At 35.8% G+C, this 14188-nt stretch carries 14 protein-coding genes; 6 read left to right on the top strand and 8 right to left on the bottom strand.

Annotation, left to right across the window (positions count from 1 at the left end):
* Positions 1 to 2082 (bottom strand): TonB-dependent receptor (locus tag P8J93_08690; protein MDG2061876.1); only part of this gene is annotated, 2082 nt, incomplete at its 3' end.
* 208 nt (positions 2083 to 2290) lie between these two features.
* On the opposite strand from P8J93_08690, the gene gloA reads away from it, so the two are divergent.
* From gloA to P8J93_08670, 4 genes are read left to right on the top strand one after another with little or no spacing between them, the layout of a single operon-like run.
* A complete protein-coding gene (gene gloA, locus P8J93_08685; GenBank protein ID MDG2061875.1) occupies positions 2291 to 2815 on the top strand; it encodes a lactoylglutathione lyase in 525 nt (174 codons plus the stop codon).
* A 28-nt stretch (positions 2816 to 2843) separates the two neighbouring features.
* Positions 2844 to 3407: a nuclear transport factor 2 family protein gene (locus P8J93_08680; GenBank protein ID MDG2061874.1), complete on the top strand. Its 564-nt coding sequence runs from the start codon at positions 2844 to 2846 to the stop codon at positions 3405 to 3407.
* Entirely contained in the window at positions 3404 to 4576 is a 1173-nt protein-coding gene (locus tag P8J93_08675; GenBank protein MDG2061873.1) for an aromatic ring-hydroxylating dioxygenase subunit alpha, read from the top strand. The genes P8J93_08680 and P8J93_08675 overlap by 4 nt, the downstream gene beginning before the upstream one ends.
* Before the next feature lie 16 nt (positions 4577 to 4592).
* Positions 4593 to 5570: an amidohydrolase family protein gene (locus P8J93_08670; GenBank protein ID MDG2061872.1), complete on the top strand. Its 978-nt coding sequence runs from the start codon at positions 4593 to 4595 to the stop codon at positions 5568 to 5570.
* Here the strand turns inward: P8J93_08670 and P8J93_08665 are convergent.
* Genes P8J93_08665 through P8J93_08650 form a run of 4 tightly spaced genes read right to left on the bottom strand, consistent with a single transcriptional unit; the run spans position 5567 to position 8151 of the window.
* On the bottom strand, positions 5567 to 6328 hold the full coding sequence (locus P8J93_08665) for an SDR family NAD(P)-dependent oxidoreductase (GenBank protein ID MDG2061871.1): 762 nt from the start codon (positions 6326 to 6328) through the stop codon (positions 5567 to 5569). The two genes, P8J93_08670 and P8J93_08665, sit on opposite strands and share 4 nt — an antisense overlap.
* A gap of 18 nt (positions 6329 to 6346) precedes the next feature.
* Positions 6347 to 7090, bottom strand: a complete 744-nt coding sequence (locus tag P8J93_08660) for an SDR family NAD(P)-dependent oxidoreductase (protein ID MDG2061870.1) — start codon at positions 7088 to 7090, stop codon at positions 6347 to 6349.
* Positions 7091 to 7093: 3 nt separating this feature from the next.
* Positions 7094 to 7621, bottom strand: a complete 528-nt coding sequence (locus P8J93_08655) for a nuclear transport factor 2 family protein (GenBank protein ID MDG2061869.1) — start codon at positions 7619 to 7621, stop codon at positions 7094 to 7096.
* A gap of 11 nt (positions 7622 to 7632) precedes the next feature.
* A complete protein-coding gene (locus P8J93_08650) occupies positions 7633 to 8151 on the bottom strand; it encodes a nuclear transport factor 2 family protein (GenBank protein MDG2061868.1) in 519 nt (172 codons plus the stop codon).
* A gap of 90 nt (positions 8152 to 8241) precedes the next feature.
* Between P8J93_08650 and P8J93_08645 the strand changes: the two genes are divergently transcribed.
* Complete coding sequence (locus tag P8J93_08645; GenBank protein MDG2061867.1) at positions 8242 to 8562, top strand: Rieske 2Fe-2S domain-containing protein; 321 nt, start codon at positions 8242 to 8244, stop codon at positions 8560 to 8562.
* Here the strand turns inward: P8J93_08645 and P8J93_08640 are convergent.
* The 3 genes from P8J93_08640 to P8J93_08630 are packed head-to-tail and all read right to left on the bottom strand — an operon-like array spanning position 8559 to position 11524.
* Positions 8559 to 9923: an aromatic ring-hydroxylating dioxygenase subunit alpha gene (locus tag P8J93_08640; GenBank protein ID MDG2061866.1), complete on the bottom strand. Its 1365-nt coding sequence runs from the start codon at positions 9921 to 9923 to the stop codon at positions 8559 to 8561. The genes P8J93_08645 and P8J93_08640 overlap by 4 nt on opposite strands.
* A gap of 7 nt (positions 9924 to 9930) precedes the next feature.
* Positions 9931 to 10719: an enoyl-CoA hydratase gene (locus tag P8J93_08635; GenBank protein MDG2061865.1), complete on the bottom strand. Its 789-nt coding sequence runs from the start codon at positions 10717 to 10719 to the stop codon at positions 9931 to 9933.
* A 16-nt stretch (positions 10720 to 10735) separates the two neighbouring features.
* On the bottom strand, positions 10736 to 11524 hold the full coding sequence (locus tag P8J93_08630; GenBank protein ID MDG2061864.1) for an SDR family oxidoreductase: 789 nt from the start codon (positions 11522 to 11524) through the stop codon (positions 10736 to 10738).
* 245 nt (positions 11525 to 11769) lie between these two features.
* Between P8J93_08630 and P8J93_08625 the strand changes: the two genes are divergently transcribed.
* Positions 11770 to 14145 (top strand): TonB-dependent receptor, encoded by a 2376-nt coding sequence (locus tag P8J93_08625; protein ID MDG2061863.1) that lies wholly within the window; start codon positions 11770 to 11772, stop codon positions 14143 to 14145.
* Positions 14146 to 14188 lie beyond the last annotated feature (43 nt).

The raw sequence follows: 14188 nt of genomic DNA, 5'->3' as shown, positions 1-14188 counted from the left end.
ATTTAGCATAAATTCCCAACTATTCAGTGACCAACCTATCTGCAATCCAGCTAAAGTATAACTAGGGTTAGTGACTGGATTAAAAGCTTGAAGTCCTTCAAAGCTTCCATTATGACTAACTTGAAAATCAAACATGAAATTCATGCCATTATCAAGAGGTCTCAAATAGCTAGCTGTTAGTGCGGCACTATTATCCGGCACAACTGGAGGCGTTTCACCTGACATATCTACGCCTTGTATTATAGTATTATCATCCCACTCTGCTTCAATAAAACCAAACGATGCTCCGACAGTTAAAAACTCAGATGCCTTAATGGACATTTCTGCTTCTATACCATACTGAGTACTATCTCCAGCATTGAATATACCTTCAATAAGTCCTCCTCCATCTGGATTAGGGATTTGAAATTCAATTAAGCGGTCTGAATAGTCAATAAAGAAAGCTGCAACTGAAGCTGAACCCTGACCATTCATAATTAATCCTTTCCAGCCAAACTCATGCTGAATAGCTTCTTCGGAATCAAAATTATATAAATTGCCGGCTTTTCCAGGTAAATCAACACCATTAAAACCTCCTGGTTCCATACCTATAGAACTAGTCCAGTAAACTATAGATCCGTCATCTAAATTCCTAGTTAAAGAGACTCTTGGCAAGAATTCAGTATCTCCTACAGAACCAACAGAACCTGTATCTAAATTAGAAGACTCATTCTCCCACTTATCTATTCTTGCTCCTAAACCTAATTCCCATTGATCAGATAAATCATAAGTTATATTCAAAAAAGCTGATTTGTGAACCTTATCTCTATCTCTAAACTCAAAAGGTAAAGCTAAGGTATCCATTTCTTCAGCAAGTGTAGGTATCTGTCCTGCCCACACTCCGCCACCTGTAGGTGACCCAATAGCCAAACCTAAAGCTCCTGTAATATTTCCAGCTGCATCTACTCTCGCATCACGCCATAATTGCGTAGAACGCATTACTTCTTCAAAAGAAGAGTAATAGAATCCACCAATCCATTGAAGATTGCTATCATTAGTTGATGTAAAGCGAATCTCTTGTGTAGTAACTTCCATATCTTCTGGTCTAAGAAAGTCTAAAATAAACTCAGGCATTAAATCTACGTCTGTAAATCTTTCACTATAAGTATCTGTATAAGAAGTAAGAGATGTAATATCATATCCGTCTCTTTCAAAAGTTAATTCAAGACTATACCCGTCTGTTTCTCTTTTATGATAAGGATTTATGCCTGTATCAAGTATATTTGAATATGAGTGTGGGAGCTCAAGATCTCTAGTCCACATATTTACAGGACCATCATACTCATTTCTTCTATACGTAAAATATAACGATGCATTTTCTCCTATTGGACCAGCCAAAGAAAGCCTTACGCCTTCTTCATCATAGGCGCCAGCATCTGGATCAGCCAAGCTTCTTCCACCATTTACTCTTGGTGTTCTAGGGTTAACTAAAATTCCATCATCTTCTCTTGTGAAGCCAAATAAACGTATCGCCCATTCATCACCTAGAGATAAATTAGCGCTCACTTCAGTATCTATTACCCCTTGATCACCTCCAAGAACTTTTATTCTTCCTGTATTTTCACCAGCAGTAGGCCTTTTTGAAACATATTTAACGGCGCCACCTATGTTACTGCCCCCAAATAAAACTCCTTGCGGACCTTTTAATACTTCGATTCTTTCCAAGTCTCCAAATCTTGAAGAGGCATCAGAAAATAACTGAACATCATCAATGTAAAAACCTACACCTTGAGTATTTCCAAAAGAACCCAGACCTCTTATGGAAACATTAGGAAATCCATCGGCTCTCATTGATAAATTCAAGTTAGGTATTAAAAAACCAACATCGTCTAATGTTTTTATATTCTGACGATCTATATCTGTACCTGAAATAGCTGTAATAGATTCTGGAATATCTAATAGACTTTCTTCTCTCTTACGAGCTGTAACCATTATTTCTTCGACTTGGACTGAAGCCCCTTCTGAACTTTCAGCAGAAAAAATTGGAAAAACAATAAAACTCGCAACGATGGCAATTGCCACACTTATTTTATTAAAATGCATATTTACTCCCCAAATGATGACGAAACTTAACTTAACTTACAAATAGATCCTTAATCTATCAGGTTTTTATTACTTTTTGCAACAAAAAAAACTTTTTACTAAAATTTAATTTATAAAGAAATTTTCTATAAAGGCATCTTCTTGATAATATTCATTAAGTGTTACTTGAAAGAATCTTTTCAGGCTGAAACTATAAATGGGAGAAATTATGGACGAACTAGAAAAAACTAAAGCAATTGGAACTGAAGAATTTGTCTTTAATCAAACCATGATGAGAATTAAAGATCCTGAGAAATCTCTTGAATTCTATGTCCACACATTAGGAATGTCCCTCTTAAAGAAACTTGATTTTTCTGAAATGGAATTCTCATTATATTTTTTAGGTTATCTTAAAAAGAATGAAAAAGTACCTCAAAGTCCCGAAGAAAGGTTTTCTTATGTCCTAAATCAAAAGGCTATGCTGGAACTAACTCACAACTGGGGAACTGAAAATGACCCTTCCTTTAGCTATCATAACGGGAATACAGAACCCAGGGGATTTGGACATATTGGAATTAGTGTTCCTGATGTATATCAAGCTTGCGATAATTTTGAAGAACAAGGCATTGAGTTTATTAAAAAACCTGATGATGGAAAGATGAAGGGATTAGCATTTATTAAAGATCCTGATGGATATTGGATAGAAATCCTTTCAGCTAAATCTTTATCTAAGTTTTCTGTACAATCTGAATAAAAAATAGATCTAATAAATTTCAGAGGGAATGATGGATAACACAAAAGAGATTATGGAGCGCCTTGATAGGCTTGAGTCCAAAGACTCTATTAGAGAGTTAATATCTAACTATGCTATTGCATGCGATCAGCAAGATATCAAGTTTCTTGAAAAATTGTTCACAAAAGATGCTGCATTTGACTCGCCCAATGGATCTATGAAATGCAATGGAAGACAAAACATATTAGATATGTACGTTGATATTTTAAAAACTAGAGGTCCTTCATTTCACTGGACTCACGATGCAAATATAAAGATTAAATCTGAAGATTCAGATTTAGCTTCAGGGACTGTATATAGTCATGCAGAAACAACCCCAAATGGCGAAGTAAGTTTAGCTGCAATGAAATATGATGATGAATATTCAAGAAAGGAAGGGTCATGGAAATTTCTAAAAAGAACCATTAACTTTGTTTACTATGTAAAAACTTCTGAATATACAGAGAAACTTAATAATCCATTAAGAGTATTTATAGGTGGAGAAAATGTTATGGCAGATATACCAGAAAAAGTTCCTGCCTGGATTAATTTTAAAGAAAAATATAAAGATTGAGTAAAAATAGCACACATTCTGAAGAAATGATGTCTCTTGTAAAAAGGGCACTTCATCATTATGAAAATCATAGTACAGACCAAGCTGATCATATTATGTCAAACTCTATAGAAGCTTATATAGACAAAGATAGATATAAAGATGAAGTGGAAAGAATATATAGGCAACTTCCTTTGGCTTTATGCTTAAGCTCTGAGCTTCCAGACTATGGGTGTTATCGCGCAATGAAAGTTCTAGACACACCCGTACTTATTACTAGGGGAAAAGATCTGAAGGCAAGAGCTTTCTTGAATGTTTGCAGACATAGAGGATCAAAAATTTGTGAAGAGGGAAGTGGAGAAAAAAGATCTTTTATATGCCCTTATCATGCATGGACTTATGATCATGAAGGTCAATTAATTGGTATGTATGGAGAAAGTACCTTTGGAGAAATAGATAAAAAAGAATTTGGACTAATAGAATTAAATTGTTCAGAAAGATCAGGATTGATTTGGGTTTTACTAACTCCTGGAGTAGATTTTCAGATAGATGCCTGGCTAGGTGATTTTGCTCTTGAATTAGAAACTCTAAATCTAAGAGATTGGTATATTTTTGATCAAAGAGAATTGGAAGGGCCTGGATGGAAAGTAGCTTTAGATGGTTATCTTGAGGCGTATCATCATAATCAACTTCATGGAAAAACTGTTGGAAAACATACCGTGGGCAATCTATTGGTTCTCGATACATATGGCCCGCATCAAAGATTAACTTTCGGCAGAAAATCGTTAGGGGAATTAGCTAAAAAACCAGAAAAAGATTGGAACCCTCTAGAGAATATTAGACTAATACATTCTGGGTTCCCAAACCTTTCAATATCGGGTGTTCTTGGTGATCACTGTTTAGTAAGTCAGATTTTCCCAACAAACTCGCCAAGTAGAACAATTACTAGGCAAACTATTCTTTCATCTAAAAAACCAGAAAATGATGAGCAGGTAGCTATAAGTAAAAATTTCAGTGACATGGTACTTCAAGCTGTAAAAGATGAAGATTATAAAATTGGATTAGAGATACAAGGCAATATTTCTAAACTAAAAAATAACAATTTCGTATATGGAAGGAATGAGCCGGCAGTCCAAAATTATCACTCTTGGATTAAGACTTTTATGAAATCTAAAGGTACAGATTGGTAATAATTTAGATACTCTAATGAACGTAATAGATATACATGCTCATGTTGTTTTTGAAAAAACTCTCAATTCTATTAAAGATTATGGCCCTGAAATAGGAGGAAACTTTGATATACCTTGGTTTAGAGTAGGAGACTATAAATTAGAGGGCGTCAGATACAGAAAAACGCCTTTTATGGATATTAACTTAAGGCTAGAAGCTATGGCAAAGATGGGTATAGATTACCAAGTCCTGTCTCCTAATCCTATAACTTATTTTCACTTTATTGATAGTAAATCTGCTGTTAAATACTGCAAGCTCCACAATGATATTATGGCTGAAACTATCATGAGGTACCCTGAGTCATTAGGTGGATTTGCTTCTCTTCCAATGCAAGATCCTGAAGAAGCCTCTAAAGAACTTGAAAGATCTATAAATGAATTAGGGTTATTGGGAGGATATATAGGGACTGATTTTCCTTTGGGCTTTAATCAACCTGATCTGGATCAGCTTTATGCGGCTTTTGTAGAACTTGATGTTCCCTTATTCATTCATCCTGCTCCTCAAGGTATAAACGGCCCATATAAAGATAATAGATTGGATAGCTACAGCTTAGACTTAACAGTAGGATTTTCCAATGATGAGACTATTGCATTGGGGAATATAATTTTTGGCGGAGTTTTGAAGAGACATCCTGATTTAGATATCTGTATAAGTCATGGTGGAGGTAATATTGCTTTCCTTGCTGGAAGATTATCCTTAGCGGCAGAATTTAGGCATACTTCACCTGAGTGGATTAAAGAAAAAGGCGAGTTTATTAAGCAACTTAAACTAATCTGGTTTGATAATCATGTTCATCAAACACCTTCTCTAGATTTGTTAGAAACCATCGTCGGTAAAGATAGGCAGGTGTTAGGAACTAATTTCTTAGGTTGGGACCAGCCTGATATAAATTCTCTAAAGGCCACACCTTTATATCTTGCTAAAAATGCAAAGAAACTTCTGAGGTTAGGTTAATCCTTTATTGCACCTAAACCCAAACCGCCGTCCACATCTAAAATAGCTCCGGTAGTCCAGTCAGCAGTTATTAAATATTCAATGGCTTTCGCTATTTCTTCAGCGGTGCCTATTCTGCCTAATCTATGCTCAGGTATTAATTTTTCCAAACGAATTTTGGCCTCTGTATCACTAAACAAACCTGCTCTTTGATTAATTTCACCCGGCACAGCCCCAGGAACAATACAATTTACTCTTACTCCTGAAGGGCCTAACTCTGATGCTAAAACCTTAGTAAGAGTTTCTAAAGCACCTTTTGAAGCTGCATAAGGAGATGCGCCAGTAAAAGCTCTTCTTGTATGAACAGAACTAACAAACACTATAGATCCACTTGATTCTTTTAAATATTGAATGGATTCTTTAGAAAGCATCATGCCTGCAATAACATTTGAATGGAAAATCTCTATTAACTTATCTTCCTCTAAATCCTCAAGATTCTTTCTATACATATTTCCGGCTATACTCAACAAGGCATCTAAACCTTTGCCGTGTTCCAAAGCAGTTGATATTGCCTTTAACCTTCCTTCTTTAGAAGTAATGTCTGCTTGCACAAAGACACAGTTAGTTCCTATTTGGTTTGAAACTGCTTTTAATTTTTCTTCTCTGCGTCCGCAGATTGTTACTTTCGCTCCTTGAGAAGCAAAATAAATAGCCGCTCCTCTTCCTATACCAGAGCCACCTCCGCTAATTAATATTGAACTTTCTTTAATCTGAGACATATTTATTAATTTATGTTCTTAGGACCTGCTAATATTTGCTAAGACACTATTTATCACTCCTCCATCTACCAAAATATTTTCTCCATGGATATATGAAGAATCATTAGAAAGTAAAAACATAGCTACTTTAGCAATATCTTCTGCTGTACCTATTCTTTGGATTGGGACCATCTTCTCTCGCTTTTCTCTCTCTTTTTTATCTGCATAATGTGAAGATGCCATCCCCGCATCTATGAAACCTGGAGAAATGGCATTAACTCTAATTCCATCTTTGCCCCACTCCAAAGACATTTGTTCTGATAGCATTACCATTCCTGCCTTAGTTGAAGCGTAAGCACCTGCATGAATGGCCGGATGCTTCCCACCGCTTAATGAGCTTATATTTACTATATTCCCAGCGCCTTTTTTAATCATGAGCTTAGCTGAGGCGCAACTCATGATATAACAGCCCAATAGGTTCACTTCAAATACTTTACGAAAATCTTCAGCACTTTGCTCTAATAAACTACCAAACCTAACTATCCCTGCACAATTTATTAAGGCATCTGGTAAATCATTAAATTTATTTAAGCTATCTTGAACAGACTCTTCATTTGAAATATCGGTTGGTAATGCTATGGCATCCGGAATCTCTTTAGCTAGGTTTTCTAATCCATCTTGGTCTATATCTATAAGACCAACCTTATACCCTAGATTTCCTGCGTGCCTTGCTATTTCAGAACCTATTCCCCCTGCTGCGCCGGTTACTAGTAGTCTTTTCATAACCTAAATCCTCTTTCTTGTTCTCTCTTTATCATAGACATTATCATCTTGTCTTTTTCCTCTAATACAAGCCTGTCCTCCAGGAGTATCATAATAAGGTTCATTACAATCTTGTGTCCTTGTAAAATCTACTGCTTCTGATCTATATGAAATTTTCCATAAACCTTCTCTTTTCTCATATCTATCTATATATCTTCCAGCTATAATTACTTCCTCAAAAGAGCCATCTTCCTTTTTCGTCTTATGGTAAGCATTAAAATATACTTCTCCAAAAGCCTCTTCACCGTCAACCTCAATCAACATCTGTCCTATCATGTGGTGATTTGATATATGACCTCCTAAAGCCTCCATGCAAAAATCTACGAAAGTGGCTGCATCACTATTATGAAAACCATATTCACAAAAAGCATCATCATGAAAAACTGACCCAAGCAGCTCTTTGTCCCATCTATCCAAACCTCTCATATATTTACAAGCTAACTCATATATCTCTTGTTTATCTAAGTAAGTTTTCTCTATATCGTTCGACATATATTCTCCTTTTATTTTAGTTTTTTATATAAAGGGTCTTCGGGGAAATGAGATCCTTTAGCTAATAATTCAAAACTGCCAGTCAAATCTTGATCAACTTTTTTAATGTTGTTCCAATCCATTACAGCAGTTCTATGTGATATCTTCCAAAGCCTATCTTTGAATTTTAACCTATCAATGTAGCGGCCTGTATAAGTCATTTCTTTTTCTTCCTCTTTATATAGATGATAGGCTGTTACATATGTTTCAGCAAAAGCTTCTTCATCATTAAAAGTTACTAAAATATTTGAAATCTTGTGTTGGGTTAATTTATATTTTTGCCCGAGGGATGGTATTACCTTTCTTGCAAAATCATGAGCAAGACCTTTAAAGCCACCATAATCTACTTGAGCATCTTCCCAATATGAAGAAAGTAAACAATCCAAATCAAGTCTATCTATTCCCCTGCTATGCCTTTTTAATAAATATTCAATTGCCCCTCTATCAGATAATTCTTTAAGTGAAGGAACTTTTTCTATCTCTTTATTCATAATTCAGTTTATATTTAATTTTAATTACTTTATTGGGAGAGGCTGCCATTGTCAAAATAATATAACTCGTTATAATTCCTGATCTTTGCCATGCCTGAAGACTACATAAACTTAATCAATTTAGACGAAATTCCTGAAAAAGGGAATATTGCAGTTCCTTTTAATGATTTAAGCATTTTGCTTTGCAGGGTGGGAGATGAAGTCTATGCAGTGCAAAATAAATGTACTCACGCTTTTGCAAAACTAGAAGGTGGAAGGCAAAAAGGTCACTACCTATTTTGTCCCCTTCATGGAGTAAGATTCAATCTTAAAAATGGTTGTCCTCAGGGAAATCTAACAAAAAAACCTCTGAATACGTATCCAGTAAAAATTAAGGATGGGAAGGTCGGGATAAGAATAGAAAAAAGTTAGTCTTTTGAATATTTTTCTATGAAGTTATCTATCATTTCATGAAACCTTGATACCCTTGATTCTTGTCCGGATAAATAGGCTCCCTTATAAGCTGAAGACTTAACGCCCATTTGTTGTATTTGAAACATTGCAATATCACCATCAATAGTGACACCGCAACTTTTTTCTCCTAATTCAAAAACATCATGTTCTACTTCTTCCTCTCTTTCTACAATTCCAACTGTTGTCCTCACTGGAGCTGTTTCATGTTCAGGTTGACTGCTATACCACCAATTATCAAACACACATCTCTCAGGATCAGTGGCATGAGGTCTAGCTCTTAAAAAATGAAAACCATCGGCCCATAAAGAGACAGCAAAATTAGGGAAAAGAGTATAGTGAAAAGCGTCAGTTAACTGTTCATCTCTTAAATTATCATAATGACTGTAACCCTTTACTTTCCCTATCTTCCTTTTAGCTTTCTGAAGAGCTTCTCTAGTTTCTAAACCCTTTCCTTTAAAATCTTTGGGATTCAAACTCCATTCTTTCATAACCGAAGCTAAAGGTTCTCCTATTTCTCCTCCAGGCAGTTCTGCTATTCCTTTAGCATATCCACCTTTCATGATCATCCTATTATGGCCTTGATTAGAAAGATCAAACTGAGTATTCTTGTAGTCAGTATCGACACCGGATGCCATTCTCTTTTTTTCAGCCTCAGTGCCTAATGGAGCATGCACTGTAGGCACATGATAAGATTCATTAAAGTTATCTAAAACTAATTTCCAATTACAGGGAAGGTTAACTGTCTGAGCCTGGTACCTTTTCCAATTATGGATCTCATAGGCCTTCCAGTCATCCCATACTGGTCCCAGCTCTTCTTTGAGTGGCTTGCATTCAGGATTCATATTTATCCATATGAAGCCTGCAAAAATTTCTGTCTTAGCTTCTTGTAAGGTCAGTTTTCCACAAGGGTTTCCTTCAGGAAAGTCTTCAGAATCCTGGGCGTGACTTAAAGTTCCATCTAGCTCCCAAGTCCAACCATGATAAGGGCATTTAAAAGCTTCATTAAAGCCTATAGGATTATGAGCTAGTCTTGCCCCTCTATGCTGACAAACATTAAAGAAAGTCTTAATAGAAAGATCATTTTGCCTAACCATAATAAAGCTTTCTTTGCCTAATTCTTCTGTTTGATAGTCTCCTGTATCTGGAATTTCATCAGCTCGCCCCATAAGTAGCCAAACATTTGGCCAGAGGTAGTCTAATTCTTTTTGTAGGACTTCCTTTGATGTATAAATATTACCTTCTAATTTATGTCCCTCTATCTTAGGATTGTCCCATGTAGGAGAAGAAGAAATATGCCGCTCGTCTTTTTTAGTACTCATCTATATTTCACTTGCCCTTAAATTCAGGATCCCTTTTTTCAAAAAAAGCTTTCACCCCTTCTTTATGGTCTTCGCTTGCTCTTACGGGAACCATATGAGATGAGATTTGATCAAGACTTGAAATTAAGTCCATATTCTGCTGTTGATATACCATTCTCTTTATCATTCGCACGGGTATAGGTGCTTTCTTAGACACATTGATAGCCCATTCAATAGTCTTTTCCATTAATTCATCATCTGGATAAACTTTATTTACTAAGCCTATTCTTAAAGCCTCTTCTGCGTCTATTATATCTGTAGACCAAAATAATTCTAACGCCTTCGATGTTCCAACTATTCTTGGTAAAAAATATGTTCCTCCGTTCCCTGGAGCTAGACCAAATCGCGTGTAAGTAGAACAAAAAATAGCACTTTCTGAAGCGAACCTAATATCACAATGCAATGACATATCAACTCCTGCACCAGTTGCCTGACCATTAACAGCTGCTATAAAAGGTTTATCTATGGAGGTTGTCAATCTAGCAATATTGTGAAGACCATCATGAAAATGGTCTTTTGTGTCCATGGGTGAAGGCTTAGTATTAGCTCCTAAATTATTTACATCTCCTCCAGCGCAAAAAGATTTTCCAGCGCCTGTCAATATAACAACTGAAACATCTTTTCTTTCTTTACATTCCTCCAGAGCATTAACCCAGTTTTCTACCATGTCGCTATCAAAAGCATTCTTCCTCTCAGGCTTATTGAGAGTTATTGTTGCAACTTTATCCTTTACTTCGAATAGTATATGTTCAGTCATGAATTTCTCTTATTTTTTAAAAGGTTGAATTCGTTACTCCGCCATCTACAACAAGACTCTGTCCCGTTGTGTAATTAGCAAATTCACTGCAAAACATTGCAACTATGGAGCCTACATCATTAGGGTCGCCAAATCTACCTGCTGGAATTCGCCATTGTTTTACAAACTTTTGAATCTCTTCTTCCATAGAAGTACCATTTTCTTCAGCAGCTTTGGTATACCTTTCTATGATGGGGTCTGTAATATGCATACCAGGTAACAGATTATTAATGCATACATTATGCTTTGCTACTTTCTTTGCAACTGCTACAGCATAGTTAACTAGGGCCGCTCTAGGAGGGCCTGATAGTATTCTTACTTCTGCCGGATATTTAGCCGCTCCAGTTCCTATATTCACTATCCTTCCCCAACCCCTGTTGCACATACCAGGTACCAATTCTTTCATAAACTGAACAGGACTCAATAAAGCTACTGAAAGTGTTTCAAGCCAGGCTTCATTTGAAACTTTTGTATAATCACCAGTAAAAACTGGGGGGGCACATGTGCCAACAAGAATATCGGGCTCAGGGCATATATCTAAAATTAATTTTCTTCCTTCATCAGAACTATGATCAGCAACTATTGGAGTAATATTCGAGCCTGTTAGTTCCTCTATTTCTTTACATGCTCTTACTAATCTTTCTTCACCCCTAGCTGAAACATATAATTCAACACCCTCCTTAGCTAAAGCTATAACACTCCCTTTTCCCATGCCAGAACTTCCACCATTTACTATCGCCTTCTTGCCCTTTATTCCAAGATCCATATTTAAAATCTCATTAATATAAAAAATTATAATACCTTATTTTAAATAAAAAATGTTAATAAATATAACTTGTTATAATAATTTTATTTACAGTTATACTTAATAAAAATAACATGTTATTTTTATAAAACCCTCTTATACGCATTGTTATAAGGATATTCCTATTACGAAACTATTTGTTTTGATTTTTTTTTATAATTAGTTATAATAATTCCAAATTATATTTTAATTCAAATGGGGAAATTATGAATTTATTTAACCTTACAAATAAGTTATTGACCTTTACTTTTTTATCTTTTTTTTCTTCAGCTTATTTATTGGCTGAGAATGAAAGCAGGAGTGCTATAGAAGAACTAGTAGTTACTTCACAAAAGAAAGTGCAAGGTACGGATGTTCAAGATACCGGAATTGCTATTACTGTAATATCGGAAGATAGAATAGAAGCTATGTTTGCACTAGAAACAAGAGACCTAGGTGCAATGATACCTAATGCTCAATTTAGAGAAGTCAACACATTTCCAGGATTTGAAAGATTAGGAATAAGAGGCTTATACACAACAGGATCTATCCCTAGTTTAGATCCTGCTGTAGGAACTATAGTAGATGGGGTTTATATTGGTCAACGTGGCGGGGGTATCCTCAACCTATTTGATACAGAATCAGTTGAAATATTAAGAGGCCCTCAAGGAACCGTTCTTGGAAGAAATTTTACAGCGGGTGCTATTGTTATGCGCAGTAAAAGGCCGAGTATGGAAACTTCCAGAAAAATAGAAGTCGGTTTTGGGAAATATGGAAGAAGACATATGGCTTTGACTTTAAATGGAGCATTAGGAGAAAACTTAGCTGGTCGTTTAGCTATATATGCAAATGATTATGATGGATACATCAATGATTTGAATAATGGAGGAACTATAGGTTATAAAGAAGAAACTATAGTCAGACCTTCTGTTACTTATACTGCAGATAATTTTGATATTACTTTCATTCTTGACCATTATGAAAGAGATGGTGATGGGGGTTCTACTTCAGCTTTAGGTCTAGCTTCTCCAGAAAACTATAAAAACTCCGTACATGTTTTAAGCACAGGATATGGTTGGCATGACACCTTTAGAGACAATGAACCATTCGCAAGTATAGGAGAAGATGAAAGAGATCGTTTCACTATGGAAGCAAATTGGACACTTGATAGTGGAGTTGTAACTCTTATAGCAGCAACAGGAGAACTAGATAAACTTTCTGGTACAGACTTTGATGGAGCGACAAATCTTGCTCTTGATGTTCAAAACCATACCGTAACAGAACATGAGCAATCTTCTGTGGAATTAAGATTTGCTTCTAATGAAGGGGAAAAATTTGATTACATCATGGGTATTAACATATTTAATCAAGAAGTCTTAAACATTGAACAACGTTACAGCCGAGGCGGTGGTTCACCTCAAAAATATGGATATCCAAATGGAAATCCAAGAAGGCCAGGATTTGAAAATGTTGGTGGAGCCCAAGTAGGAATCTTAGAGCATGAAACTTTAGGTGTTTTTGGTGAGGGTACTTTCCATATATCAGATAAGACTGATGTTATAGCTGGATTAAGATGGAGTGATGAGGAAAAAGACGGCAAATTAGCTATGGTTAATATAGGATCATGCTGGCTGGACTATCCTTTTGGGAGCTCCGAATGGGAAGGCTCATATAATGGCGGTTACACTTGCTACTCAACTGAAAAAACTCCTACTGCAGGACTACCTAATAACAGAGTTTTTGATGTAGAGAATGTTCTAACCGTAGATGATATATCCTATAAACTGACTCTAGAACATCGAGCTACTGATAATTTGCTTTATTACGGTACCATTTCTACAGGTTTTAAATCAGGGGGATTTAATTTTAGAGCATCAAATAATGATCTACTCTATTCTCAAAATCCAGGGACTTTTGATCCAGAGGAGGTAGAGAATACTGAAATAGGAATTAAGTATGACTCTGAAAGATTCAGAGTAAATGCAACTTACTTTGTTATGGATATACAAGATCTAGTAAGAACTTATCACTCAGGAATAACAGGTGATAATGCTCAAGGAACTGCTGGAGCAGGAGACTCTTATCAAGCTTTAAGAAACCTTCCAAAATCTGAAGCAAAAGGTTTTGAAGTTGAATTAACAGCTGTTCTTGCAGAAAGTGCATTTACAGATGGGGACTACTTAGCTTTAGATATAAATGCTGGTAAATTAGATACTGCATATAAATCTTTAATTGACTTCGATGGTGATGGCACAGATGACAAATCTGCTAAATGGCAAGGTGTTGCTGATAAGTCTTTGTATCTAGCTTTAACCTATGATCGTCCTGTATCCACAGGATATGTTACTGGAAGAATGTCCTATAGAAAGGTTCCTGAATTGCAATATGGAAATACACCAGGGTTATTTGACTATCCCTCATTTAAACTTGTTGATGCAAGTGTAAGATACAAAGGTAATGATGGATGGTACGCAACTCTATGGGGAAAAAACCTAACAGATGAAGAATATACAGAAGTCCATGTTGCTTTCTCATCAAATTGGGGGATTCGTTATGCATCTCCGCCTAGAGAAATGGGCTTAACTATTGGAAGAGAATTCTAGTAGTTTAATTGAAAACTATCTAATTACCCCAATGATTAGATAG

The sequence above is a fragment of the SAR86 cluster bacterium genome, from assembly GCA_029268615.1.
Lineage (GTDB): Bacteria > Pseudomonadota > Gammaproteobacteria > Magnimaribacterales > Magnimaribacteraceae > JAQWNM01.
Note: the sequence above shows the minus strand (reverse complement) of the source record. Positions and strands in the feature narration are given on the sequence as shown.

Excerpts from the sequence above, each read along its gene's own strand:
- gloA (MDG2061875.1), top strand. The coding sequence starts at position 2,291 with ATGGACGAACTAGAAAAAACTAAAGCAATTGGAACTGAAGAATTTGTC.
- P8J93_08680 (MDG2061874.1), top strand. The coding sequence starts at position 2,844 with ATGATGGATAACACAAAAGAGATTATGGAGCGCCTTGATAGGCTTGAG.
- P8J93_08670 (MDG2061872.1), top strand. The coding sequence starts at position 4,593 with ATGAACGTAATAGATATACATGCTCATGTTGTTTTTGAAAAAACTCTC.
- P8J93_08665 (MDG2061871.1), bottom strand. The coding sequence starts at position 6,328 with ATGTCTCAGATTAAAGAAAGTTCAATATTAATTAGCGGAGGTGGCTCT.
- P8J93_08660 (MDG2061870.1), bottom strand. The coding sequence starts at position 7,090 with ATGAAAAGACTACTAGTAACCGGCGCAGCAGGGGGAATAGGTTCTGAA.
- P8J93_08655 (MDG2061869.1), bottom strand. The coding sequence starts at position 7,621 with ATGTCGAACGATATAGAGAAAACTTACTTAGATAAACAAGAGATATAT.
- P8J93_08650 (MDG2061868.1), bottom strand. The coding sequence starts at position 8,151 with ATGAATAAAGAGATAGAAAAAGTTCCTTCACTTAAAGAATTATCTGAT.
- P8J93_08645 (MDG2061867.1), top strand. The coding sequence starts at position 8,242 with ATGCCTGAAGACTACATAAACTTAATCAATTTAGACGAAATTCCTGAA.
- P8J93_08640 (MDG2061866.1), bottom strand. The coding sequence starts at position 9,923 with ATGAGTACTAAAAAAGACGAGCGGCATATTTCTTCTTCTCCTACATGG.
- P8J93_08635 (MDG2061865.1), bottom strand. The coding sequence starts at position 10,719 with ATGACTGAACATATACTATTCGAAGTAAAGGATAAAGTTGCAACAATA.
- P8J93_08630 (MDG2061864.1), bottom strand. The coding sequence starts at position 11,524 with ATGGATCTTGGAATAAAGGGCAAGAAGGCGATAGTAAATGGTGGAAGT.
- P8J93_08625 (MDG2061863.1), top strand. The coding sequence starts at position 11,770 with ATGAATTTATTTAACCTTACAAATAAGTTATTGACCTTTACTTTTTTA.